Here is a 23,379-nt window from a genome sequence, read left to right on the forward strand (position 1 = left end):
TGCCATGCATCGTGGCATGGCCTTGGTTGGCGGCGGCGCCGGGCGCCGGCCGCCTGTTCATGGGTGGATTCAACAATGCGGGCACAGCGCCCGCCGCAGCCTGTGGAAAAACCTCAGCCGCGGATCTTGTAGCCGATGCGCAGCAGGTGCACGGCCAGGGCGCTCACCGCCAGCCAGGCCGAGCCAACGATGGCCAGGCTGACCCAGGGCGACACGTCGCTCTGGCCGAAGAAGCCGTAGCGAAAGCCGTCAATCATGTAGAAAAACGGGTTCAGATGGCTGACTTTTTGCCAAAAAGGCGGCAGCGACTGGATGGAATAGAACACGCCCGACAGGAACGTCATGGGCATGATCAGGAAGTTCTGGAAGGCCGCCATCTGGTCGAACTTGTCCGCCCACAGGCCGGCGATCACGCCCAGCGTGCCCAGCAGCGCCGCGCCCAGCAGGCCGAAGACCAGAATCCACAGCGGCGCCGTGAATTCGGGAATGGCGAAGTACAGCGTGACGATGAAAACGCCCACGCCCACCAGCAGCCCACGCAGCACCGAAGCGCCCACGTAGGCGCCAAACCACGCCCAGTGCGACAGCGGCGTGAGCAGCACGAAGACCATGGAGCCCATGATCTTGCTCTGCACCAGGCTGGAGGAGCTGTTGGCGAAGGCGTTCTGCAACACGCTCATCATCACCAGGCCGGGGATCAGGAAGGCCGTGTAGCTGATGCGGTCGTAGACCAGCACCCGGCCTTCGAGCACATGGCCGAAGATCAGCAGATAGAGCACGGCCGTGAGCACGGGTGCGGCCACGGTCTGGAAGCTGACCTTCCAGAAACGCAGCACTTCCTTCTTGAGCAGGGTCTGCCAGCCGTTCATGCCGAGGCTCCCTGCGAGGTCTGGCCTTGCTCGTTCATCACGTGGATGAAGACATCCTCCAGATCGGCACGGCGGATTTCCACGTCCTCGGGGACGACGGAGCCCTCGCGCAGCGCGGCGAGCAGGCGCTCCACATCGCTGGCGTCGTTGGCGGGTATCTGCACGATGCGGCCAGTCACCCGTGCCCGCGCGGCCAGGGCCGGCGGCAAGGCGGTATCGGTCTTGAACTGCAGCACGTTGGAGGAGGCGGACTTGAGCAGATCCGACATGGTCGAGAGCTTGACGATGTTGCCCTGCTTGAGCATGGCCACGCGGCTGCACAGCGCCTCGGCCTCTTCCAGGTAATGGGTGGTGAGCAGCACGGTATGGCCTTCGCGGTTCAGGCGCGCGATGAAATGCCACAGCGTCTGGCGCAGCTCCACGTCCACGCCGGCCGTGGGCTCGTCCAGCACGATGATGGGCGGCTTGTGCACCAGGGCCTGGGCCACCAGCACGCGGCGCTTCATGCCGCCGGACAGCTGGCGCATGTTGGAGTTGGCCTTGTCGGTCAGCCCCAGACTGTGCAGCAGCTCGTCGATCCAGTCGTCATTGTTCTTGACGCCGAAATAGCCGGACTGAAAGCGCAGCGCCTCGCGCACGTTGAAGAAGGGATCGAAGACCAGCTCCTGCGGCACGATGCCCAGCTTGCGCCGGGCAGCCGAGTAGTCGGCATGCACGTCGCTGCCCTGGACCAGCACGCGGCCGCTGGTGGCGCGCGACAGGCCGGCCAGGATGCTGATCATCGTGGTCTTGCCAGCGCCATTGGGACCGAGCAGGCCGAAGAACTCGCCCTCCTCGATGTCCAGACTCACGTGGTTGAGCGCCTGGAAGGCCCCCTTGGGGGTCTGGTAGGTCTTGGAGATGGATTGGAATGAGACGGCAGACATGCGAGGCGCGATTCTAGGCCCTTGCAGCCAAACCTGCCTTGCAGGGCTCTTTGCAGCGGCGCGCTGCGCCGGCTCAGGAGGGGGAGGATGCGTCGGTCAGCAGCCCGTCGACGCCGTACAGCGCCGCCATGGACTGCAGGCCCTGCGGCAGGCCCACGACCACCAATTGCTTGTCGGCCGCCTTCGCGGTGCGGCGGCAGGCCAGCAGCACGGCCAGGGCGGCCGAGTCGAAGACCTCGACGCCGCTGGCATCGACGCGCACCTGGGCGCCATCGAAGGCCTGCACCTGGGGCCGCAGCTGCACAAGGCAGCTGCGCGCCTGGCGGTAGGTCAGTTCACGGGGGAGCTGCAACATGGCGCGTGCGTCAGCGGCTGTCAGCCCTTGGAGGGCGGCGTGGCCGGCATCTTGCTGCGCGTGGCCAGGGTCTCGATCAGGCCGTCGATGCCACGGGCATTGATTTCCTGGCTGAACTGGTTGCGGTAGGTTTCCACCAGCCACACGCCCAGCACGTTCAGGTTGTAGATCTTCCAGCCGTCGCCGGACTTCTCGAGCCGGTAGTCCAGCTGCACGGGCTCGCCGCGGCCCAGCACTTCGGTGCGTACCAGCACATCGATGTCGCCGGGCGCAGCGCGCACCGGCTTGACATTGATGGTCTGGTTGCTGACCTGGGTCAGCGCGCCCGAATAGGTGCGGATCAGCAGGGCCTTGAACTCGGTCTCCAGCTTCTCGCGCTGTGCAGGCGTGGCCTGGCGCCAGGCCGGGCCCACCGAAGCCGAGGTCATGCGGCGGAAATTCACATAGGGCATGACCTTGTCATTGACCAGCGCATTGACCTTGGAGACATCGCCCTCGCGCAGCGAGGGGTCCTTCTTGATGGTTTCCAGCACGTCGGTGGAGACACGCTTGATCAGCGCATCAGGGGTTTCGTCGGCCGCGTGGACGGGCAGCGCAGCGCCCCAGGTTCCCATGGCCAGCACGGCTGCCGCGGCAGCGCTCCAGGCACGTCGATTGATCATCACTCTTCCTTTCCCAGCAGGGCCTCAATGCCCCGGACCGGGTTGATATTGCACATTTTTCCGGCCGCGCCGTGTCAGGCGCGGACCGTTTTTCATCTCGGGATGTTACGAACTGCTTACTTTGCGCCGTCTTCGGGCGGCAGTTTGCCGGCATCTTCGTCGTAGTCCTCGATGCGGCCGTCGTCGCCGGACTTGCCACGCCGCAGGTTCAGGTAGACGTCACGCGTCAGGCTGTAGCGGTCAAGGGCGACGGAGTCCAGCGTGTCCGAGGCATTGAGCAGGCGTGCACGCGTATCCACCAGTCGCAGCACATACAGGCTGTTGCGCACCGGGATGTCGTTGATCGCCGTCAGGGGGTTGCCCCAGGCATCCACAGGCAGAGCCGCCGTGTCACGCACCGTGGACGGGCCGAGCAGCGGCAGCACCAGGTACGGCCCCGTGGGCACGCCCCAGCGGCCCAGCGTCTGGCCGAAGTCCTGCTTTTGGCGCTCGATGCCGGCCTCGCTGGCGATGTCGAGCAAGCCGCCCAGGCCGAAGACCGTATTGACCGAGAACCGCACGACGGAGTTGTAGGCGCCTTCGGCCTGGCCCTGCAGCGCGTTGTTCACGAAGGACCAGACATCGCTGAGGTTGGAGAAGAAATTGCTCACGCCATCGCGGGCCAGACGCGGAGTGACGTCGCGGTAGGCCGTGGCCACCGGCTTCAGGACGGCACGGTCCAGGCCGTCGTTGAACGAGTAGACGCTGCGGTTGAACGGCTCGAACGGGTCCTGGGGATTGCGGGCCTCGCCCGGGGCGGTGGCGCAGCCGGCGAGCAGCGAAGCGGCGGCCAGCGTGCCGAGCATGGCGGCGCGCTGCCAGGAGGCTGCCTGGGCGGCAGGGCGACCCGCGGTCGCCTGTTCATGGTGGTTGGTTGTCATTCTTTGCCTCCTGCACCGGAGCTGCCACCCTGCTCGGCCTTGCCGTAGAGGAACTGTCCGATCAGATTTTCCAGCACAACGGCCGACTGGGTTGCGACGACGCGGTCGCCATCCTTGAGATTGTGGTCATCTGCACCGGCTTCGATGCCGATGTACTGGTCGCCGAGCAGGCCGCTGGTCAGGATCTTCAGGGAGCTGTCCTTGGGAAAGGCGTAGCGGTTTTCCAGGGCCATGGTCACGCTGGCCTGAAAGACCTTGTCGTCGAAGGTGATGGATTCCACGCGGCCCACGACAACGCCCGCGCTGCGCACGGCTGCCTTGGGCTTGAGTCCGCCGATGTTGTCGAAGCGCGCGGTCAGCGTATAGGTCTTCTGGAAGTTCAGGCTCAGCAGGTTGGCCGACTGCAGCGCCAGGAACACCAGCGCCGCAGCGCCGATCAGCACGAACAGTCCGACCCAGACATCACTCTTGGATTGCTGCATGGTTTGTTTTTCCTTGATTTGCGAGAGGTGGCACCGGTGCCGGGTCAAAGGCTGAACATCGTGGCCGTGAGCAGGAAGTCCAGCCCCAGCACGGCCAGCGAGGCCATCACCACCGTGCGCGTGGTCGCGCGGGACACGCCTTCGGGCGTGGGCTTGGCTGCATAGCCCTGCAGCAGCGCGATGAAGGTCACCGCCACGCCGAACACCAGGCTCTTGAGAACGCCGTTGCCCAGGTCATACCACCAGTCCACGCCGTTTTGCATCTGGCCCCAGAAGGCGCCGCCATCGACGCCGATCATGACCACGCCCACCAGCCAGCCGCCGATCACGCCGACGGCACTGAAAACGGCCGCCAGCAGCGGCATGGCGATCAGGCCGGCCACGAAGCGCGGCGCCAGGATGCGGCGCACCGGGTCAACGGCCATCATCTCCATGGCCGACAACTGCTCGCCGGCCTTCATCAGGCCGATCTCGGCCGTCAGCGCCGTGCCGGCACGCCCGGCAAACAGCAGCGCCGTGACGACGGGGCCGAGTTCGCGCACCAGCGACAGCGCCACCAGCAGGCCCAGCGCCTCGGCCGAGCCGTAGCGCTGCAGCGTGTAGTAGCCCTGCAGGCCCAGCACGAAACCGACGAACAGGCCGGACACGCCAATGATGGCCAGCGAATAGTTGCCCAGGAAATGGATCTGGTCGCCGATCAGCCGCGGGCGGCCCAGCGCAGGCCCCATGAGGGCGAGCAGGCGGCCGAACAGGCGCGTGCCCATGCCCAGCTGCGTCAGCTGTTGGCGAACCGCCGCGCCAATGCGCGCAGGATGCAGCCGGTTCATGCGTGCCTCCTGCCGTTGCTCTTGCCGGAGCTTGCGGGGTTGCCGAAATCTTCCTCGGCGCTCACGCCGGGGTAGTGGAAAGGCACGGGGCCGGTGGCCCGTGCGTGGATGAACTGCTGCACCAGCGGGTCGGGATTGGCCCGCACCTCATCTGGCGAGCCCTGGGCGGCGACGCCGCCGTTGCCCAGGATGACCACATGGTCGGCCACGTGGAAGGTTTCCTCCACGTCATGGGACACCAGGATGGAGGTAAGTCCCATGGCATCGTTGAGCTCGCGGATCAGCTGGGCGGCCGTGCCCAGGGAGATGGGGTCCAGCCCGGCGAAGGGCTCGTCGTACATGATCAGTTCGGGGTCCAGCGCAATGGCCCGCGCCAGCGCCACGCGGCGGGCCATGCCGCCCGAGATCTCGCTGGGCATGAGGTCGCGCGCACCGCGCAGGCCCACGGCATGCAGCTTCATGAGCACGATGTCGCGAACCAGTTCGTCGGGGAGATCGGTGTGCTCGCGCAGCGGGAAGGCCACGTTGTCGAACACGCTCATGTCGGTGAACAGCGCTCCGAACTGGAACAGCATGCCCATGCGCCGGCGCGCGGCGTACAGGCCTGCGGCGTCCATGGTGGTGACGTCCTTGCCATCGAACAGCACCTGCCCCTGCTGGGCATGCTGCTGGCCGCCGATCAGGCGAAGCACGGTGGTCTTGCCGCCGCCCGATGCCCCCATCAGGGCCGTGACCTTGCCGCGCGGCACCTGCAGCGACAAGTCGCGCAGGATCACACGTTCGCCATAGCCGAAGGTGACGTTGCGCAACTCCACGAAAGAGGCGGTTGGGATCATGCTGTGGTGCGGTCGATAAATGTTCGCAGGCAAGCCCGCTATTGTGCAGACAGGTGCCGATGCCTGCTCATCACCCCCTGAGATAAACATACATCCGTGTATGTTTCTCAAAAAGTCATGGCAGAAAACGCCATAAAAAAAAGAGCATGCTTCGCTTGCTACACAAGCGTTGCACGCTCTCTGGACCTGGGGAAAGTCCGGACTGGACAGATGTTTTTTTACAACATGTTCTGCAGAAATGCCTGGGTCCGGGCGTGCTGCGGCGCTGCAAAAAAGGCTTCCGCCGGGCCTTGCTCGACGATCTCGCCCTTGTCCATGAAGATCACGCGATTGGCCACTTCGCGGGCAAAACCCATCTCGTGCGTCACGACCAGCATGGTCATGTGCTCCTGGGCCAGCTCGCGCATGGTGCGCAGCACTTCGCCGGTCAGCTCCGGGTCCAGCGCGGAGGTGGGCTCGTCGAACAGCAGGATGTCCGGCTCCATGGCCAGTGCCCGGGCGATGGCCACGCGCTGCTTTTGCCCGCCCGACAGCCGGTTGGGATAGGCATCGCGCTTTTCCAGCAGGCCCACCTTGTGGAGCAGCGCCTCGGCCTTGGGCACGATCTGCTCGCGCTTGAGGCCCTTGACGACGATCGGCGCCTCGATGATGTTCTCCAGCACCGTGAGGTGCGGGAACAGGTTGAAGGACTGGAACACCATGCCCATCTTGCGGCCGATCTGGCGGATCTGCGCCTCGGGCACGTAGTGGGCGCGGCCGTCCGCGCCGCTGTCGACCAGCACCTCGCCCTCGACGGCGACACGGCCGCTGTCAATGGTTTCCAGGTGGTTGAGGCAGCGCAGGAACGTGCTCTTGCCCGATCCCGAAGGACCGATGACGGCCACCACCTCGCCGCGCGCCAGCTCCAGCGAAACGCCGCGCAGCACCGGCACGCCGCCAAAGCCCTTGCAGATGTTCTGCGCCGAGATCATGGTCTCGGGCGCGTTATCACGCGTCGTATTTGGCATGGCGTTTTTCTAGGTATTGGAAGATCCAGGTCAGCACCAGCGTCATGACCAGATAGAAGCCTGCGGCCACCACGAAGGGCGTGATGGTGAAGTCGCGCTGCACGATGCCGCGCGCGGCGCGCAGCAGGTCGTTCAGGGCCAGCACGTAGATGAGCGAGGTGTCCTTGACCAGGGTGATGGTCTCGTTGCTCACAGGCGGGATGATGCGCGCCCACATCTGCGGCAGGATGATGCGGCGCATGGTCTGGCCGTAGCTCATGCCCAGCACCTTGGCACCCTCGTACTGACCGCGGTCCACGGACTGGATGCCCGCGCGGAAGATTTCGGCGAAGTAGGCGGCGTAGTTCAGCGCGAAGGCGACGACGGCGGCAGGAAAATCGGGCAGGCGCACGCCGATCACGGGCACGAAGGGCAGCGCGAAGTAGATGAACAGCATCTGCAGCATCAGCGGCGTGCCGCGCATCAGCCAGATGTAGCCGCCTACCAGCCGGCTCAGGGCGGGAAAGCGGGAGATGCGCATCAGCGCCAGCGACAGTCCCAGGGGAATGGACAGCGCCAGGGTGATGACGAAGAGCTTGAGGGTGACCAGGGCGCCGGCGGACAGCGGCCCCATGAGCGAGATTACATATTCCATCGAATGGCCTCAGTGCGGTGCGCGGCCCCGCCGGCATCGGCAGGATCCGGGCAGCCACGGGCGCGTGCGTCCCAGAACGCAAAAGACCGGCAATGCCAGGCTGGCCTTGCCGGTCGCATGGTGTGCCGGATTTACTTGATGATGTCCTTGCCGAACCACTTGGAGGCGATTTCGGCGGCCTTGCCGTCCTTCTTCATCTCGGCCAGCGCGGCTTCGAGCTTGCCCAGAACTTCGGTGTCTTCCTTGCGCAGGCCCACGCCGTAGTCCTCGGTGCCGAAGTTGTCCTCGAGCACCAGGTACTCGCCAGCCTTCTTGGCCACGTGGAAACGCCCCACGACCTCGTCGACCACGACGGCGTCCAGGCGGCCGGCCGACAGGTCCATCAGCGCGGTGATGTTGTCGCCGAAGGTCTTCAGGTCCTTGAAGCTGGCGGCCACGGCGGCGTCCTTCTTGATGGCGTCCACGGCCGAGCTGCCATCCTGCGCGCCCACGACCTTGCCTGCCAGGCCGGCCTTGTCCTTGATGTCGGAGTTGGCGCGCACGATGATGATCTGGTGGTTCTCCATGTAGGGCGCGGTGAAGGCGATGTTCTTCTTGCGCTCTTCGGTGATGGTCAGGCCGTTCCACAGCGCGTCGACGCGCTTGCCGACCAGCTCGGCCTCCTTGGCGCTCCAGTCGATGGGCTTGAAGTCCACTTCCACGTTCATGCGCTTGGCGGCTTCACGCGCCATGTCGATGTCGAAGCCGACGATCTCGTTCTTGTCGTCACGAAAGCCCATGGGGGGGAAGTTGTCGTCCAGGCCGATCACCAACTTGGTCATGGCTGCCGGCACGGGGGCGGCAACCGGCGCGGCGGCGGTCGATGCGGACTCGTTCTTGCCGCAGGCTGCCAGCAGTGCAGACAGGGCCACCATGGCCAAGAGGGTGCGTTTTTTCATGGCTTAAAGCTTTGGAGTGGAAAAAGCGAAAGGCGGCGGCCGCTGCACGCAAGGTGCGCAATCGTTGTAATGAATGGTTCCTCGGCGGAACCTTTGTCTCGGTTGGGTGCCGGCGCCGAATCCCGTATTGTCGCGCAGACCGGCGCCCCCCGCCAACACGCTGGATCAAGACCGTGCAAATCGGCAAATGGCGAGAGATGCCTGCCGGTCACTGCAGCATGAAGGTCTTGTATTCGAGCCGGTTGAGCTCGCGCGAGAGCAGGTACAGCCCCACGCACAGCGTCACCAGCATGGCCAGGCAAAAGCCGTAGCCATAGAACGCGGCGCCCAGCGCCAGCGAGATGCCCGTGAAGGCGATGTTCAGCGCCACCAGCAGCAGGCAGAGCATGAACACGATGCGCCGCTCGTCCAGGTAGAAGAACACGTTGAGCACGGCCATCACACCCACCTGCAAGCCGGCGCCCACCACCTGCACGTGCAGCAGCGGCAGGTACAGCTGGGAGATGCCCAGCAACTGCAGGATGGCCGGCCCGGCCACCAGGGTGACGAGGACGGCCAGCGTCTGCACCTTGGCGATCTCGCCCAGGCCCGCCTGGATGGCGTAGACCATCTCGTTGCGCATGGACTCGATGTATTCCAGCGATCCGCCGCCGCGCACGGCGTCGAAGAACTTGTCGTAGTACTCGACGAAGTCGGTCTCGATGCGCACCAGGAAGACCGCCATGCCCGGAATGATGGACAGGTACGACAGGAACACCGGCAGGTCGTAGATCAGCGAGGCCCTGAGTCCGCCGATGATCTGCTGCGAGGTCGGCGGGTAGTACCAGAACATGAACTTGTCGATCCAGATGCCCAGGTTGTAGAGCACGCCGATGCCGATCAGCGCCGGAAAGATCAGCGAGCGCTGCGTGAAGTCGAAGGCGATCCAGCGCTGCTGCAGCGGAAAGCTGCGCAGCACGATCATCCACATGCCGGCCAGCAGCAGCACGTGGCCGATCACGAAGCTGGCCAGCAGCCCTTCCAGCCCCCAGTAGCGCAGCGGCAGCGCCAGCAGCACGATGAGCAGGTAGGTGGCGCCGAACAGCCCGGCAATGGCCCGGTAGTGCTTGAGGCCCGACAGCAGCACGGTCATGACCCAGACCACGCACATCAGCGTGAAGCCGGCCAGCATCAGCACGCGGTACAGCAGGCCCTGGCCCGGCAGCACCACGAACAGCGCCAGCGTGCCCAGCGCGCTGGCCGTGGCCACGACCACCAGCAGCAGGCCATGCAGGTTGGGCAGGATGCTCTCGTCCTTCTTGAGGAACAGCTGGTCCGACACAAAGCGCGTGAAGGCCAGCTGCGCCGCCCCGGTCAGGATCAGGCTGCTGGCCACCAGATAGGTCACCGAGGTCTGGAACTGCGTGACCAGCAGCGGCGGCGCCACCACGCTGACGCTGAACACCCCCACCAGCAGGATGCCGATGATGGAGAACACCCACGGCCCCGAGCCGATGACGCCCGCATAGGCGTAGGCCTGGAGCACGCTGGTCAGCGTGTTCTTGCGCAGCAGGTGGCGCAGTTCGAATCCAATGCCGGCCATCAGTGTTTTTCCTCGGACTGTTGCAGCGCCCTGTCGTAGACCTGCCTGTAGCGCTCGAACAGCAGCCGGTCGGAGTAGTAGCGCTCCACGCGCGCAATCCCGGCCGCGCTGGCGGCCTGCCACTGCGCGGGCGAGCTCAGCAGCTCCAGGCAGGCGTCGGCCAGCGCCTCGGGGTTGGCAATGCCGACCACGCGCCCGCACGAGCCCAGGGCCTGGTCTTGCGGCTCCAGCCCGTCGATGAGCTGGCGGCAGGAGCCCACGTCGGTGCTGACCACGGGCACGCCGGCGGCCTGTGCTTCGAGAATCACCAGCGGCAGCGCCTCGCTGATGGAAGACAGCACGACCACGCCCACCTTGGGCAGCAGCTCCTCCACCTTCTGCATGCCCAGAAATCGGACGTTGGCCTGCAGGCCCAGGCTGTCCACGAGGTTCTGGCATTCCTCGGCATAGGCCGGGTCCTCGGCCGTGGGGCCGGCCACCCAGGCCTGGGCCTGGGGCATCCGGTTGACCACGCGGCGCATGGCGCGGATGAAGGTCTTGATGTCCTTGATGGGCACCACGCGGCCGATCAGGCACAGCACGGGCGGCGTCTCGGCGGGCCGCTGGGTGCGCAGCGGCGCAAAGCGTTCTATGCGGATGCCGTTGGGGATGCTGACCGTACGCTCGGCGGCCGCGCCATCGGCCACCTGGCGCAGGCGGTTGTTCTCGTACAGCGCAATGATGGGATCGGCCGCGCCATAGCAAAAGCGCCCCATCCAGTCGAAAAACCGTATCCACATCTGCCGGAAGAACGACACCTCCATGGGGTCGCGCTGAAAGATGTTGCGGTTGTCGCGGATCCAGGAGCTTTGCAGCAGGTCGATCTGGCGCTCTTTCGTGTAGATGCCATGCTCGGACAGCACCAGCGGCAGGCCGCGTGCATGGTGCAGCAGGCCTCCCAGAAATCCAGCATAGCCGGTCGAGACGGTATGCAGCACGCGCACCGGGATCAGCCCATGGGCGATGCGCGCCATCAGCCACAGCGGCTGCAGCATGATGCGCACGGTCCAGAAGAAGTCCACGAACGACGGGTCGGTGCAGTGGCGCCGGTAGCTGTCGCGGATCAGGTCCCAGGCGAATTCGCTGTGCAGGAAATCCTCCAGCGGCAGGCTGCCGCCGGGCTGCAGCTCCAGCGCAATGGAGCGCATGGCCGCCAGCACCTTGGCCCGGCTTTCGGCACTGCCGTCATGCGCCTCCAGCGCACCCAGGAATTCCTGGGCCTTGGCCAGGGCTTCGGGATGGCCGCGCGAAGGGGCGGGCTGGATATTGGAGTGCAGCGCGTCAAACAGGTAGTGCTGCTCGAAGTGCACCACGTTGGGCGGCAGTGCGTAGCGGAAATCGCCATAGTCCTCGCGCCGGCTGCCCAGGAAGACGATGGCAAAGCGGTGCTCGGGATAGGCCTGCAGGATCTGGTTGACCCAGCTGGACACACCACCGCTGACATAAGGGAAAGTGCCTTCCAGCAGCAGCGCGATGTCCGCATCGGCCGCCGTGGGGAACTGGCTCGCACGGCTCATGAGGCACTCCAGTAGCGGATGCTGGGCTTCAGGCGCGGCAGGGCTTGCTCGATGTCCAGCGAACGCATCAGGGCCTGCGCCTTGGCGAATTCGCGCCGATCGAACAGCAGCTCGGCCTGGTAGGGCACGACGCGTGCCGGCTCCATGCCCAGCGCCAGCGAGCGCTCATAGCAGGCCAGCGACTCCACCGCCCTGCCCTGCATGTGCAGCAGCCGGCCACGGCGCAGCAGCAGCAAGGCGTTGTCGGGCCGCTGTGCGAGCACCAGGTCGCAGTAGTGCAGGGATTGCTTGATGGCGTGGTCACGCACATCGCCCTGCGCCACGCCCTGGTAGACCAGCTCCGCGTAGAGGTCGGTCAGCGCCCGCGCCGCCTGAAGGCCACGCGGCCCGTAGGGCGCATCGCCCTCGGACTGGCGGGCATGCTCGAACAGCTGCAGCTCCTGGTGGATGGTCTTGCTGATCTCGCGCTCTTTGGCGTCCAGCATGCTGTAGGCCAGCAGGCGCAGGTCTTCGCTGGAATCGCCCAGCGCCGTGCGCAGCATGGGCGAGGCAATGCGCCCCGGCACGCTGCCCAGCGCCACCATGGCCCGCATGCGCGAGGCGACCGGCACATTGGGATTGGCCAGGAAGGACTGCAGGCCCGCCTGGCGGCGGCTGGTGCTGGCCTGCTGGTGCGGGTCGAAATCAGGCAGGGGCATCACCGGGAAACGCGGGCCGCCACGCGGGCCGCGCTGGGTGTGCAGCGCAATGGTGGCGACCACGGCGCCCAAAATGCCGGCCACCGGCACGGCATAGGCAAACAAACCCATCAGCACCACCAGCGCCAGCCGCTGGCGCACCGACTTGGCCGAGGTGGCCAGGAACGGCGTCAGGCACAGCGCCAGCAGGCCGCTGGCCAGCCCGTGGGCCGTGAGATAGCCCAGCAGGGCCGCGTCCGATTGGCTGCGCAGCAGCCACAGGCTGCTCCAGGAAGCGATTTCCGCGGCCAGCGCGCCCAGGGCCAGCTTGAGGTTAAGCATGGCCCTGCCCCATCTGATGGAGCCGCTCCAGCACGCTGCTGGCCGAGCAGCGGTCCAGCAAGATGGTGCGCGGGAAGATGCCCGCATCGGCCAGCGAGGCCACGCCGCGCTGGGCCAGCCAGCCCTCGATGCGGTTCAGGTAGCCCTCGGCCGTGGCGTTGGTGCCCAGCGGCATGAAGATGGCCAGCAGCTGCCGGCCATCGCTTTCCTGCAGCCAGGAGCGGTCCAGCATGCGCTCCAGCCGCATGATCTGCTGGGCCATCTGGGCCTGCACAGCCGAGGGCGACAGCTCCAGCGCCACCACCACGCTGCTCAGGCGCGCGCTGCGGTTCACATGCTGCATGCGCTGCAGCTCGAACGCGAAATGCGGCGGGCAATCGGGATAGGCCTGCAGCAGCGGCGCAGCCAGGCTGTTGGCGGCCACGCTGTCCGTGTAGTAGCCCAGCAGCAGGTTGATGGTCTGCAGCGCCTCTTCCTGCAATGCGAAGAAAGGCATTTCCTCGACCAGCAGCAGGCCGTAGATCTCGCCCTCCAGGTCCAGCATGGGCGCCACGACGATGTACTGCGTCTGCTGGCCCTCCGCCATGCTTTGCGAAACATGGCACAGCACATGGCTGTCCAGCGCCTGGCGCACCAGCGGATCGTGGACATGGATGGGCCGCTCGCCCCCCAGCTGGGCAATGGGCGTGGGGTCCAGCACCTCATTGCGCACGGGCACCAGGCTGGCCACGCTGATCTGGCTGAAGCGCGACAGCAGGTTGAGCAGGCTTTGCGCATCGCCCTCGGCGCCACTGAGGCCGCTGAGCACGTTGATGGCATCGCGCATGGACACGGGGCGGCCTATGAGCTCCTGCTCCAGCCGGTCATGCGACAGGCGCAGCAGGTAATGCTGGCGGATCAGCTGTTCGGTGCGCTGGTCCATGTAGTTCTGCGCCGTGCGCGCGCGGCGTATGCGTGCGCGCCAGAGGCTGGAGATCTCGCCCACGACCATGACCAGGATCAGGCCGCCCAGAAAGTACTGTTCCGGGAACAGCGACAGATCGCGCTGGTTGACCCCCAGCCAGGCCAGCAGCAGCACGCCGGCCGCCGACAGGCCGGCCACCGGCCCGTAGCGCAGAGCCACCACCACGGGCGCCAGCCAGGCCCAGGGGAACTCGGACTCCACCCACAGGGGGTTGTCCGGGTTGGCCCACATGCCGATCAAAACGGCCAGCACCGGCAGCAGCAGCGTCTCGCCCACCACCACCCAGGGTTTGGCGCTCGTCTGCACGAGCAGGCCCAGCGGCGAGCCTCTGAATTCCGCGGCAATGCCGGCGCGGCGCGGTGCAGCGGAATGCGGTGCCGCCTTGGGCGTGCTGGCTTGGTCTGGCATGAAGAGTCGTTCCCTGGATGCGCTTATCGGGCGTTGGCCAGGCCTGTGCCCAGCAGGTTGCGGATCAGCTTCTGGCCCACGGCGGCCAGGGCCTCGCGGCTCCAGCCGCTTTGCGCGCCCGCGCCGCTCCACACGGTGGCGCCGGTGCCCACGTCCACGATCTCCAAGGTCACGCCCACGGCCGGCTCGCCATCCACGCCCACCTTGTAGCGCCATTCGTCCACCGCGCCCGTCAGCGCATAGCGCACGCCTTCGCCGCGCGCCCAGGCCAGGGCGTCGTCGCGGCGCTTGGCTTCGCGGCCGTCGAACAGGGTTTCCTGCAGTGCATCGCCCGTGTAGCGCTTGACCTGGCCCACGCCACGCGCATTGATCAGCGCCGTGGCAATGGCGGCGGCGCGGTTGCCGGCCATGGGCGTTTCGGTGTGGTTCTCGAAGGGCAGCACCGCCCAGCTGGCGTTCGTCTCCAGCGCGGGCGCCGTGCCCCGGTCGATGGTCGAGCAGGCAGACAGCAGGCCGACAAGGGCAATACCCGTGAGCACGCGAAGGCGGGAGGCGAAAGTGGTGCGGTGTGTCATGGAGAGGCTCCTTGAAGTCTTCGGATCAGTAGTGGAGGCGGTAGGTCAGCAACAGCTCGCGGGTATTGCCCACGGTGTTGATGCCCGACTTGGACAGATTCAGGCCCAGCGCGAGGTGGTCCGCGCCGAACAGGCTGGTGGCCAGGCCCATGCCCAGCTCGTAGCCCGCGCCGTTGACGCTGTGGTGCGTCAGGGCCAGGCTGGCGTAGGGCCGCAGCGCACGCGTGTACTGCTGCTCGTAGCCCGTGTTGAACATCATCTGCAGGCCCGAGAAGCGGAAACTGCGCGGCAGCAGATAGTCGATGGTGGGATCGTTGAACGGCGGCAGGTAACCCAGGATGGCCGCATCCCGGCCCTGCAGCAGCGCCGGGTCGTTGCGGCTGTAGCGGTGCCAGGAGGTGAAGGCGCCGAACTGCAGGGTGGGCGCCTCGCTGCGGTAGGTGTGCAGGTATTGCAGCGTCGCATGGTTGCCGGAGCCCACGCGTGCGCCGCTTTGCACGCGGTAGCGCTCCGATGCCAGCTCCAGCGTGATCTGGTCCAGGCGCGAGAGCTGGTAGCTGCTGCCCAGCGACACGCGGTCTTTCATGCCGCCCATGCGCATGGCCAGCGTTTCCTGCGTGGCCAGGTGCCGGCCCAGTGACGCCTGCAGGCTCCAGCGGCTGTCCACGTTGTAGGTCTGCGTGAACTGCATGGGCGTGTAGTCCTCCAGGCTTTCGCGCCGGCCCAGCATGAATTCGCTGGAGGCCGACTGCGTCTTGCGCGTCAGGCGCAGGCCGATGCCCCGCTCCTGCGAGGGGCCGCGCACCAGGGTGTTTTTGTTGACCGTGCGGCGCACGTCCTCGGCATCCAGGTCCAGCGCCCAGCGGGGGTTCAGGCCCACATGCCAGCGCAGTCGGGAGACCTGCTCGTCGATGGCGTCCATGCGGCGGTTGCGCAGTTGCAGGCCGCCGTAGTCGCTGAAGGCCAGCAGCTGCTCGGTCAGCGCCAGGTGCAGGGGATCGTCGTCGGGTTGGTCGGCCATGTTCTCGAAGGCCGCCGTCTGCGCCAGCCGCACATCGCCGACCATGGCTGCCGCGTTGATGCGGTCATAGCGCGGCAGCGCCTCGTCATGGCGCTGCAGCAGGTGCCCGGCCTGGGCCACATCCTTTTCCGCCAGAGCCACCGTGATCTCGGCCCACAGCGGCGAGCTGGTGCTCTTGCTGCGGCTGCGCGCGTACTGCTGCCACAGGTAGCCACGCTCGGCCTGGTACTCGCCGCGCTCCTGCAGCCAGGCAATGGCCAACTCGGCCGCCGCGGCGGAATGCTCGCGGCGCCCGCCTTCCAGGTCCATGCGCAGCAGCTCGCGCATCAGGGCGAATTCGGCATCGCCCTGCGTATGAAAGAGCATGAGCCGGCTGCGGGCCTGGCGCTGAACCTCGTCCAGTCCCTCGGCCGTCAGCCATTTGCGGGCGGCCAGGGCCGCTGCGCCGTCCTGGGCGCGTGCCCGCACCTTCTCGCGCGTCCACAGCTGCTGCCTCAGGCTCCAGGCCCGATCGGCCTGCTGGTTCTGCTCCAGCGCGTCGGCGTACTGCATCATCCACAGGAAGTCGTCGGCATGCTCGGCGCGGTGCGGCTTCAGATAGCGTTCCAGCGCAACGGCCGGGCGCGACAGCGTCATGTAGGCCGCCGCCAGGGCGCCGTGCATGTCGGCATCGCGCGCCCAGACAGGCTCGGCAGCCGCCAGCAGCAGCTTGAGGGCCGCCGCATTCTGCGTGTCGATCAGCAGCCACATCAGGCCCTGGCGCAGCGGCGTGGAGCCGGGGTCCAGCGCCAGGCCCTTCTCGAATGCCTCCATGGCTTTTTTCGATTGCGCCGTGCGCTGGTAGTAGGCGCCCAGTATCTGGAAGAAGGTGGGCTGGCCCTGCAGGCGCTTGATCAGGGCCGGGTCGGCCAAGATGCGTTCGACCTGGCTGCCGATCTGCGTCCAGTCCTCCAGGTCCTCCAGCAGGTAGAAGGCCTGCGTCAGATGGCGCACGTCATGGAACTGCTCCCAGGCGTGCAGGGACATCCGGGCCGCCTCGCGCCGATCGGCGCGCTGCAGCAGGCGTATCACCTCGTCGTAGTCGCTGATGCCGGCGTGCGGCGTCTGCAGCAGGCGGCGGTAGGCCTTCAGCGTCAGTGCTTCCTGGCGCTGGTCCTGGGCCAGGTCGCCCAGCAGGCGCCAGTACTCGCCCTCGTCCTGCATGCCGGCGGGAATGCGCGTCTGCGCATCCTCCAGCCAGTGCAGGCCCAGGGCCGGCTCGCCCTGCAGCAGCGCGAGCACGGCGGCGGGCATGACATGGGCCGGCGTGCGCTGCTCGGGATCGCTGAGCACGCGTTTCCATGCCTGCAGCGCCAGCGGCGAACGGCCTGCGCGCTCGGCCAGCTGGGCCAGCAGAATCTGCGACTGCGGCGTGCTGCCGTGCTTTTGCAGATAGTCGATGGCCTCGCCGGGCTCGGCCTGGCGCTCGTAGGCCTGGACCAGCGCCTGCTGCAGCGCGGCATCCTGGGGACGGCGGCTCAACTGGTGGCGCAGGCCGGCAATCAGGGCGCGGTCGTCGAACAGGCCCGGCGCCAGGCGCATCACCGTCTTCCAGGCATCCTCGCGCCCCGTGTTCTGCGCAATGACCAGCCAGTTGTCCAGGGCCTGCTGCTGCTGTCCCATCCATTCGGACACCTGGGCCAGGCGTTCGCGCCAGGCCATGTCCTGCGGCGCCTGGCGCACGGCAGCCGTGGCCACGCGCCAGGCATCTTCCAGGTTGCGGTTTTCGAGGAATACCTCGTAGCCCAGCAGGTAAGTCTTGTCGTCAAAGGGCAGGCCCGGCGGCGGCTTGCGCACGGGATCGGCCGTGCGCAGCATGCGCCAGCCCGGCGCGGTCCAGGCCACGGGCTGCAGCGCCCAGGCGCCGTCGTCGGCAACCGGGTCCGGACCGGCGCCCGAAGCCCCGGCCACCTGCGTCTGCCATTGCTGCATCAGCGACAGCTGCAGCAGCCGCTTGGCATAGCGCTCGGCCTCGGCCCGGTTGCCGGCCGCGCGCGCCAGGCCGATGAGCTTTCGCAGCGTCTCGGGGTCGCTGCCCAGCAGCTCTTCCTGCTGGCGCGCCAGCGCCAGCGCTTCGTTGGCACGGTTGCCGGACTGCAGCACCTGCAGGGCCTGCCAGAGGTAGGTGCGCGACTGCTGGACGTCTTCAGTCGTGGCGCTGGCCTGGCGCAGCAGCCGGGCCGATTCCTCGTACAGGGACATGCCCAGCGCCTGCCGCGCTGCGGATTCATAGACCTGCGCCTTGCGCGCGGGATCGGCCTGACGCTCTGCCACGTCGTCGTAGATGCCCAGGGCCAGCGGTGCGTCCTTGAGCACCAGCGCCGACGAGGCCAGGTACAGCGCCTGCTCCTGGGTCAGCCCCTGCAGCGGCACGTCCTTCAACGCCTGCATCACCTGCGGCGCCAGCGCCTCGGCCTGGCCGCCCGCGCGGTGGTCCTGCTTTTGCGCCTCCAGATAGCCCTGGTAGGCGGCCTGCCAGTGGTCCCAGGCCTGGACGGCTGCGCTGGGCAGTGCCTGCTTGGCCGCCTCTTCCCGCGCCAGCTTGATGGCCTGCAGGCGCTCTTCCTTGGCCTTGAGCAGGGCGCGCAGGTTCTCGTTGCCGGGATCGCTCTTGAGCAGGTTGCTCAGGTAGTTGTAGGACAGCTCGGAGTCATCTCCGGTGACGGAGAGCCGGCGCTCCAGATCCTGCTTGGGAAACAGCATCCACAGGGCGCCACCGATCAGTACCGCCAGCAGCGCGATCAGCCAGAAGGGAACCGTGATGGGGCGCTCAGAGCCCCCGGCATTGCGCTTGGAGTTCGACACTGTTTTGGGTACTTCTGAAGGAACGGAGGTTGGCGTTGCCGGTATCGGCACCCGCCACGGCAAGGAGGGGCGTGGCGGCGTTCGCGGAACTCAGCGAACAGCCGGCAGGCAGGTACATGCGCAGCTCCAGCGGCACATGGCCCTGCAGGGCGAAGCGCACGCCGCCGTCGGCCTGGGGCTGCCATTGCGTGAGCCGGGCATTGGCATCCACCAGATAGGGGTGCGCCGCGTGGGCGGCCGCGCCTGCAGCGTCCTGTTGCGTCTGTTGCACCAGGTATCCGGCGCTGCCGGCCAGGTGCAGGTAGCTGCCGTCTGCCCCCTTGGCATAGCCGGCAATGCCGCTGCTGGCAGCCATTGAAGGCAGGGCCATGCCGGGCGGCATGCGCAGCGTGCGCAGCTGGCCCGGACCCCGCAGGCGCCAGCCCTGCGCGTCGCGGCCTATGGCGAATTCGTAGAAATCCTGCACCTTGCGGATGTACTCGGAGCTGTAGACCGGGTTCAGCCGCTGCGCCAGCGCCCACTGGTAGATCCTGTGCAACGCCTTGATGCTGGCCTGCTTGCTGGCGGAGTAGGAGTGGTAGTAGATGTCCACGGCCTTCAGGCGCCGGGGAGCCTCGGTCATCTCGAAGGTCTCGATGACCCGCTCGAAGCCGTAGAACGGCCCGTGCCAGAGGTTGGTGTAGATGTTCTCGTTGGTGACGGGCGCATAGATCTGCAGGTGGCCGCCCTTGCGCAGACCCCAGCTGCGCACCTCGGTCAGCGAAGGATTGCTGCGCGTGATGGCCGTGTCGCCACCATTCATGTTGAGCAGGCCGGCGGCATCGGAGATGGCCAGGGCCTCGGCGCTGGGCGCCGTGTTGCCGGTCCACAGGAACACGTCCACCGGCTTGCCGGGCGGCGCCAGGCGCTTGCGGATGTAGTCGACCGAGCCATTGATCTCCCGGTTCATGTCCATCTGGTAGCCGGGGATGTGGAGGTTGAGGTTCACCTCCTTGCTGTCATCCCCGTCGGGCGCTGCCCCGGGCTCCCAGAAGAAGGGGTGCGAGTAGGAATGGCTGGCGATCTCGACATGGGGCATGGCGAAGATGCGCTTGGCAATGCCCTCCAGCTGGTCGGCCCACTGCGGATACAGGCCCTGCGGCGAGACCTCGGCCTCGATGACCGAGATGGTGTGCGGGATCTTGTAGCGCTCCAGGATCTCGCGGCGCAGCACTTCGCCCGCGAAGGGCGTGCCCGGCAGCTCGGCCCTGGAGGGAAAGCCGTCCCCATCCACATGGGCCAGCAACAGGCGGCGGCCGTTCTCCGTGGAGACATCGGGCGCGGGGAAATCCTTCAGGCGCAGCGCCTCGCGCAGCAGCGCGAAGGGATCGATCACCCAGCGCGACTGGTCGGTGCCCGGCATGCTCACCACCACATAGGGCATGAGCGCAAAGCCGCCCCAGGGCGTGATGGCGGCAGAGACGAAGCGGCGCCCCCGCTTGTCGTCGAAGGACAGCAGCTCGCGGCTGCCCTTGGCCATCTGCGGCGTGAACTCCCAGCCTTCGTAGTCGTGCGCGGGCTCGGCCGGCTGTATCTCGAACCCCATGAGCGGCGCCTTTTCGGCGCGCCGCAGCGGGAACACGGGTGCCGCTTCCGTGCTGCGCGTGCCCAGGGCGGCCGACATGGTGCGGTCCTGGGACAGGCCCAGCGTATTGAGCACCAGCAGCGGCATGCCCTGCTGCACCTGATTCGCCAGCCACTGCCGCACGCTTTTGGCCCGCATCTCGGGCACAGCGCCGCCGAACCAGCTCACCACGCCGGCATAGCGGTCGCGCGCCACGCCTTCGGGCAGGGGCTCGCGTACATCGGCGTAGTCGGCAACGTAGCCCATGTAGTTGATGGGCATTTCCAGAAAGCGGTGCGCCGATGCGCCGTTGATGGACGGATAGTCGGCACCGTTGTAGAGAATCAACACCCTGCGCGCCACCGCCTCCACCTGGCCTATGCCCAGGGTCTGCAGGCCTGCATCCGACACCCACGGAATGACGCCCAGCTGCGCAATGCGGCGGGCCGTCTCGCGCGTGGCATCCCGGTCGTGCGGGGCCACGTAGTCGATGGACAGCACCGGCAGGCGGTCACGCTCACGGATGGTCTGCAGTTGCTGCAGCAGCCATTCGCGGTCTTTCTCGGGCACGTTCACATAGCGCTTGAGGCTGGCATCCCAGCCCCGCAACAGCGACTCGGCCGCCACCATCTGTACCTTGTCCCTCACGCGCGGCACGATCTCGAAGCCCCGGTTCAGGATCAGGCGGATGCCGGGGTAGCGCTGGTGCAGCGTCTCGATGACGCGCACCAGGCCGTCCTGCTGGGCCTTTTCGTCGAAATTCGCGGCCAGGCGGTAGGAGTCCAGCGTGTCCAGGAAGAAGCCGCGAAAGCCCTGCTTCCACAGCGGTGCGATCACCTCGTCGGCGAAGAAGGCGGGCCACTGGGCAGGCGTCTGGTCCAGGACGATGGACTGCCAGGCGCCGTTGCGCGCCATCTTCCAGGCCTCGGGAATCTTGCTGAAGTAGGCGCGCTCGGGCAGCACCTCGGCCACGGAGGCATATGCGTAGAGCTCGCTGCCCGGAGCCTGCTTGCGGAATTGAACGGGGTCGTAGCCGTGGCCCGGCTCCACGACAGCGATGTCGTAGAGGCTCAGTTCACTGAGCGAGGCCTTGTTCCCGTAATAGACGGCAACCGCTGGCTCGGCGGCCTGCACCGCCCAGCCGCACAACAGCCCCCAGCAAAACATGCAGGTTCGCAGGAAAGCGTTCACGGCCTTCTCCTTGGGGTGTGGCCACGCGCGGTCAATTCATAGTTTTTGTACATCAAATTTCTAGTCGATTTGATAAAAGCTATCGTCAGTCCGACGAAATGCGGGCGCGAGCATACCGGTTTTTGTCTGCAAACGTGTCTTCTCCCTACTTTTGTGCTCGGCGCCCTTGAAGCACGGGGGAAGCTGGGTTATGGCGATACTAGGCAGGCAGAAAAATCACCAATGAAAGGTATTCATGATTCTGGTCACAGGCGGCGCCGGCTTCATCGGCTCGCATACCTGCGTGGAACTCGCCGCTGCGGGCGAGCCCTACCTGATCTACGACAACTTCAGCAACAGCAGCCCCGATGTGCTCGAACGCATGGAACGCATCACGGGCCGGCGCCCGCTGTGCGTCGAGGGCGACGTGCGCGACCGCGCCGCGCTGGAGCGGCTGTTTGCCGAGCACTCCATCCGCGAGGTGATCCACTTCGCCGCGCTCAAGGCCGTGGGCGAGTCCGTGGCCCAGCCGCTGCGCTACTACGAACACAACGTGGGCGGCACGGTGGCCCTGCTGCAGGCCATGCGAACGGCGGGCGTGCGCAGCCTGGTGTTCTCCTCCTCGGCCACGGTCTACGGCGATCCGGCCAGCCTGCCGATCCGCGAAGACTTTCCGCTGTCCGCCACCAACCCCTACGGCCGCAGCAAGCTGTGGATCGAGGAAATGCTGGCCGACCTGGACCGCGCCGAGCCCGGCCAGTGGAGCCTGGCACGGCTGCGCTACTTCAACCCCGTGGGCGCCCATGAAAGCGGCCTGATCGGCGAGGACCCGCGCGACATCCCCAACAACCTCATGCCCTATGTGTCGCAGGTCGCCATCGGCCAGCGCCAGCAGCTCAGTGTCTATGGCGATGACTATGCGACGCCGGACGGCACGGGCGTGCGCGACTACATCCACGTCACCGACCTGGCGCGCGGCCACCTGGCGGCGCTGCGCTATCTGCGCGAGCAGCAGGGCCTGCTGACCGTGAACCTGGGCACGGGGCGCCCGGTCTCGGTGCTGGAGATGGTCAAGGCCTTCGAGCGCGCCAGCGGCCGCCCCGTGCCCTACCAGATCGTGGCGCGCCGCCCCGGCGACGTGGCCCAGTGCTGGGCCGACCCCGCCGAGGCCGAGCGGCTGCTGGGCTGGAAGGCTGCGCTGGATATCGATCGCATGTGCGAGGACGCATGGCGTTGGCAAAGCCAGGCCGCAGGCCTCAAGCGCTGAACCCCGCAGCGCCTGCGGGCGCCGAGGGCGTGGTATCTTTTCGCCCTTGTTTCACGCCCTAGCCACGAGTCTGCCCATGCTTGCCAAACGCATCATCCCCTGTCTTGACGTCACGGGAGGGCGCGTCGTCAAAGGCGTGAACTTCGTGGAACTGCGCGATGCGGGCGACCCGGTGGAGATCGCCGCGCGCTACAACGCCCAGGGCGCGGACGAGCTGACCTTCCTGGACATCACGGCCACCAGCGACGGGCGCGACCTGATCCTGCCCATCATCGAGTCCGTGGCCAGCCAGGTCTTCATTCCCCTGACCGTCGGCGGCGGTGTGCGCACCGTCGAGGACGTGCGCCGCCTGCTCAACGCGGGCGCCGACAAGACCAGCTTCAACTCGGCCGCCATCGCCAATCCCGATGTGATCAATGCGGCCTCGGACAAGTACGGCGCGCAATGCATCGTCGTGGCCATCGATGCCAAGCGGCGCACCGCCGAGGACGAGCAGCGCATCGGCGCCGATGGCCGCGCTGCCGGCCCCGGCTGGGACGTGTACAGCCACGGTGGACGCAAGAACACCGGCCTGGATGCCGTGCAGTGGGCCGCCGAAATGGCGCGCCGCGGCGCGGGCGAGATCCTGCTGACCAGCATGGACCGCGACGGCACCAAGTCCGGGTTCGACCTGAAGCTCACGCGCGCCGTCAGCGACGCCGTGCCCGTGCCCGTGATCGCCTCGGGCGGCGTGGGCTCGCTGGACGACCTGGCCGATGGCGTGACCCTGGGCGGCGCCGACGCGGTGCTGGCCGCCAGCATCTTCCACTACGGCGAATTCACCGTGGGCCAGGCCAAGCAGCGCATGGCCGAGCGCGGCGTGCCCGTGCGCCTCTGATACGGCGCGTCGGCGGACTCCTTCATTTCAGTTTTCC

At 66.9% G+C, this 23,379-nt stretch carries 20 protein-coding genes; 2 read left to right on the forward strand and 18 right to left on the reverse strand.

Going from position 1 to position 23,379, the window contains the following annotated elements; translation table 11 throughout:
* Nucleotides 1-113: 113 nt before the first annotated feature.
* The 18 genes from BO996_RS26130 to BO996_RS26215 all read right to left on the reverse strand — a co-directional run bounded on the left by BO996_RS26130 (nucleotide 114) and on the right by BO996_RS26215 (nucleotide 21,219).
* Nucleotides 114-869, reverse strand: a complete 756-nt coding sequence (locus BO996_RS26130; RefSeq protein ID WP_012207327.1) for an ABC transporter permease — start codon at nucleotides 867-869, stop codon at nucleotides 114-116.
* Complete coding sequence (locus BO996_RS26135; protein WP_017405469.1) at nucleotides 866-1,795, reverse strand: ABC transporter ATP-binding protein; 930 nt, start codon at nucleotides 1,793-1,795, stop codon at nucleotides 866-868. The genes BO996_RS26130 and BO996_RS26135 overlap by 4 nt, the downstream gene beginning before the upstream one ends.
* A 73-nt stretch (nucleotides 1,796-1,868) precedes the next feature.
* Nucleotides 1,869-2,150 carry an STAS domain-containing protein gene (locus BO996_RS26140; RefSeq protein ID WP_012207329.1) on the reverse strand — a complete coding sequence of 94 codons (282 nt, stop codon included), beginning with the start codon at nucleotides 2,148-2,150 and terminating at the stop codon, nucleotides 1,869-1,871.
* Between the two features lie 20 nt (nucleotides 2,151-2,170).
* Nucleotides 2,171-2,812, reverse strand: coding sequence for an MlaC/ttg2D family ABC transporter substrate-binding protein (locus BO996_RS26145; protein WP_065345575.1), 642 nt, complete (start codon nucleotides 2,810-2,812; stop codon nucleotides 2,171-2,173).
* Nucleotides 2,813-2,928: 116 nt separating this feature from the next.
* Entirely contained in the window at nucleotides 2,929-3,732 is an 804-nt protein-coding gene (locus BO996_RS26150; RefSeq protein WP_071956742.1) for an MlaA family lipoprotein, read from the reverse strand.
* On the reverse strand, nucleotides 3,729-4,214 hold the full coding sequence (gene mlaD, locus BO996_RS26155) for an outer membrane lipid asymmetry maintenance protein MlaD (RefSeq protein WP_012207332.1): 486 nt from the start codon (nucleotides 4,212-4,214) through the stop codon (nucleotides 3,729-3,731). Before mlaD ends, BO996_RS26150 begins: the two co-directional genes overlap by 4 nt.
* 44 nt (nucleotides 4,215-4,258) lie before the next feature.
* Nucleotides 4,259-5,041 carry a lipid asymmetry maintenance ABC transporter permease subunit MlaE gene (mlaE, locus tag BO996_RS26160; RefSeq protein ID WP_012207333.1) on the reverse strand — a complete coding sequence of 261 codons (783 nt, stop codon included), beginning with the start codon at nucleotides 5,039-5,041 and terminating at the stop codon, nucleotides 4,259-4,261.
* Nucleotides 5,038-5,877, reverse strand: a complete 840-nt coding sequence (locus BO996_RS26165) for an ABC transporter ATP-binding protein (protein WP_013800794.1) — start codon at nucleotides 5,875-5,877, stop codon at nucleotides 5,038-5,040. The genes mlaE and BO996_RS26165 overlap by 4 nt, the downstream gene beginning before the upstream one ends.
* A 218-nt stretch (nucleotides 5,878-6,095) precedes the next feature.
* Nucleotides 6,096-6,884, reverse strand: coding sequence for an amino acid ABC transporter ATP-binding protein (locus tag BO996_RS26170; protein ID WP_373681080.1), 789 nt, complete (start codon nucleotides 6,882-6,884; stop codon nucleotides 6,096-6,098).
* Entirely contained in the window at nucleotides 6,865-7,518 is a 654-nt protein-coding gene (locus BO996_RS26175; RefSeq protein ID WP_012207336.1) for an amino acid ABC transporter permease, read from the reverse strand. The genes BO996_RS26170 and BO996_RS26175 overlap by 20 nt, the downstream gene beginning before the upstream one ends.
* Nucleotides 7,519-7,649: 131 nt before the next feature.
* The gene (locus BO996_RS26180) at nucleotides 7,650-8,456 is read right to left on the reverse strand and encodes an amino acid ABC transporter substrate-binding protein (RefSeq protein WP_012207337.1); all 807 of its coding nucleotides are present in this window, start codon (nucleotides 8,454-8,456) and stop codon (nucleotides 7,650-7,652) included.
* Nucleotides 8,457-8,664: 208 nt separating this feature from the next.
* Nucleotides 8,665-10,038, reverse strand: a complete 1,374-nt coding sequence (gene pelG, locus BO996_RS26185; RefSeq protein ID WP_012207338.1) for an exopolysaccharide Pel transporter PelG — start codon at nucleotides 10,036-10,038, stop codon at nucleotides 8,665-8,667.
* The gene (gene pelF, locus BO996_RS26190) at nucleotides 10,038-11,594 is read right to left on the reverse strand and encodes a GT4 family glycosyltransferase PelF (RefSeq protein WP_071956743.1); all 1,557 of its coding nucleotides are present in this window, start codon (nucleotides 11,592-11,594) and stop codon (nucleotides 10,038-10,040) included. The genes pelG and pelF overlap by 1 nt, the downstream gene beginning before the upstream one ends.
* The gene (locus BO996_RS26195) at nucleotides 11,591-12,613 is read right to left on the reverse strand and encodes a hypothetical protein (RefSeq protein ID WP_071956744.1); all 1,023 of its coding nucleotides are present in this window, start codon (nucleotides 12,611-12,613) and stop codon (nucleotides 11,591-11,593) included. The genes pelF and BO996_RS26195 overlap by 4 nt, the downstream gene beginning before the upstream one ends.
* On the reverse strand, nucleotides 12,606-13,985 hold the full coding sequence (locus BO996_RS26200; protein WP_071956745.1) for a PelD GGDEF domain-containing protein: 1,380 nt from the start codon (nucleotides 13,983-13,985) through the stop codon (nucleotides 12,606-12,608). Before BO996_RS26200 ends, BO996_RS26195 begins: the two co-directional genes overlap by 8 nt.
* 23 nt (nucleotides 13,986-14,008) lie before the next feature.
* Complete coding sequence (locus tag BO996_RS26205; protein WP_043822266.1) at nucleotides 14,009-14,560, reverse strand: transporter; 552 nt, start codon at nucleotides 14,558-14,560, stop codon at nucleotides 14,009-14,011.
* A 25-nt stretch (nucleotides 14,561-14,585) separates the two neighbouring features.
* The gene (locus BO996_RS26210; protein ID WP_071956746.1) at nucleotides 14,586-18,425 is read right to left on the reverse strand and encodes a tetratricopeptide repeat protein; all 3,840 of its coding nucleotides are present in this window, start codon (nucleotides 18,423-18,425) and stop codon (nucleotides 14,586-14,588) included.
* Nucleotides 18,391-21,219 carry a bifunctional glycoside hydrolase 114/ polysaccharide deacetylase family protein gene (locus BO996_RS26215; protein ID WP_071956747.1) on the reverse strand — a complete coding sequence of 943 codons (2,829 nt, stop codon included), beginning with the start codon at nucleotides 21,217-21,219 and terminating at the stop codon, nucleotides 18,391-18,393. Before BO996_RS26215 ends, BO996_RS26210 begins: the two co-directional genes overlap by 35 nt.
* 235 nt (nucleotides 21,220-21,454) lie before the next feature.
* Here BO996_RS26215 and galE point away from each other — a divergent pair, with 235 nt between their 5' ends.
* Both galE and hisF read left to right on the forward strand, forming a co-directional pair.
* Nucleotides 21,455-22,465: a UDP-glucose 4-epimerase GalE gene (gene galE / locus BO996_RS26220; protein ID WP_043822260.1), complete on the forward strand. Its 1,011-nt coding sequence runs from the start codon at nucleotides 21,455-21,457 to the stop codon at nucleotides 22,463-22,465.
* Between the two features lie 76 nt (nucleotides 22,466-22,541).
* Entirely contained in the window at nucleotides 22,542-23,342 is an 801-nt protein-coding gene (gene hisF, locus BO996_RS26225) for an imidazole glycerol phosphate synthase subunit HisF (RefSeq protein ID WP_013800786.1), read from the forward strand.
* Nucleotides 23,343-23,379: the final 37 nt, after the last annotated feature.

Origin of the sequence: Delftia sp. HK171 (genome assembly GCF_001886655.1) — a bacterium.
Classification (GTDB): Bacteria; Pseudomonadota; Gammaproteobacteria; order Burkholderiales; family Burkholderiaceae_C; genus Comamonas; species Comamonas acidovorans.

Bases quoted from the DNA above. Each gene is read 5' to 3' on its own strand.
- BO996_RS26130 (WP_012207327.1), bottom strand. From the start codon at position 869: ATGAACGGCTGGCAGACCCTGCTCAAGAAGGAAGTGCTGCGTTTCTGG.
- BO996_RS26135 (WP_017405469.1), bottom strand. From the start codon at position 1,795: ATGTCTGCCGTCTCATTCCAATCCATCTCCAAGACCTACCAGACCCCC.
- BO996_RS26140 (WP_012207329.1), bottom strand. From the start codon at position 2,150: ATGTTGCAGCTCCCCCGTGAACTGACCTACCGCCAGGCGCGCAGCTGC.
- BO996_RS26145 (WP_065345575.1), bottom strand. From the start codon at position 2,812: ATGATCAATCGACGTGCCTGGAGCGCTGCCGCGGCAGCCGTGCTGGCC.
- BO996_RS26150 (WP_071956742.1), bottom strand. From the start codon at position 3,732: ATGACAACCAACCACCATGAACAGGCGACCGCGGGTCGCCCTGCCGCC.
- mlaD (WP_012207332.1), bottom strand. From the start codon at position 4,214: ATGCAGCAATCCAAGAGTGATGTCTGGGTCGGACTGTTCGTGCTGATC.
- mlaE (WP_012207333.1), bottom strand. From the start codon at position 5,041: ATGAACCGGCTGCATCCTGCGCGCATTGGCGCGGCGGTTCGCCAACAG.
- BO996_RS26165 (WP_013800794.1), bottom strand. From the start codon at position 5,877: ATGATCCCAACCGCCTCTTTCGTGGAGTTGCGCAACGTCACCTTCGGC.
- BO996_RS26170 (WP_373681080.1), bottom strand. From the start codon at position 6,884: ATGCCAAATACGACGCGTGATAACGCGCCCGAGACCATGATCTCGGCG.
- BO996_RS26175 (WP_012207336.1), bottom strand. From the start codon at position 7,518: ATGGAATATGTAATCTCGCTCATGGGGCCGCTGTCCGCCGGCGCCCTG.
- BO996_RS26180 (WP_012207337.1), bottom strand. From the start codon at position 8,456: ATGAAAAAACGCACCCTCTTGGCCATGGTGGCCCTGTCTGCACTGCTG.
- pelG (WP_012207338.1), bottom strand. From the start codon at position 10,038: ATGGCCGGCATTGGATTCGAACTGCGCCACCTGCTGCGCAAGAACACG.
- pelF (WP_071956743.1), bottom strand. From the start codon at position 11,594: ATGAGCCGTGCGAGCCAGTTCCCCACGGCGGCCGATGCGGACATCGCG.
- BO996_RS26195 (WP_071956744.1), bottom strand. From the start codon at position 12,613: ATGCTTAACCTCAAGCTGGCCCTGGGCGCGCTGGCCGCGGAAATCGCT.
- BO996_RS26200 (WP_071956745.1), bottom strand. From the start codon at position 13,985: ATGCCAGACCAAGCCAGCACGCCCAAGGCGGCACCGCATTCCGCTGCA.
- BO996_RS26205 (WP_043822266.1), bottom strand. From the start codon at position 14,560: ATGACACACCGCACCACTTTCGCCTCCCGCCTTCGCGTGCTCACGGGT.
- galE (WP_043822260.1), top strand. From the start codon at position 21,455: ATGATTCTGGTCACAGGCGGCGCCGGCTTCATCGGCTCGCATACCTGC.
- hisF (WP_013800786.1), top strand. From the start codon at position 22,542: ATGCTTGCCAAACGCATCATCCCCTGTCTTGACGTCACGGGAGGGCGC.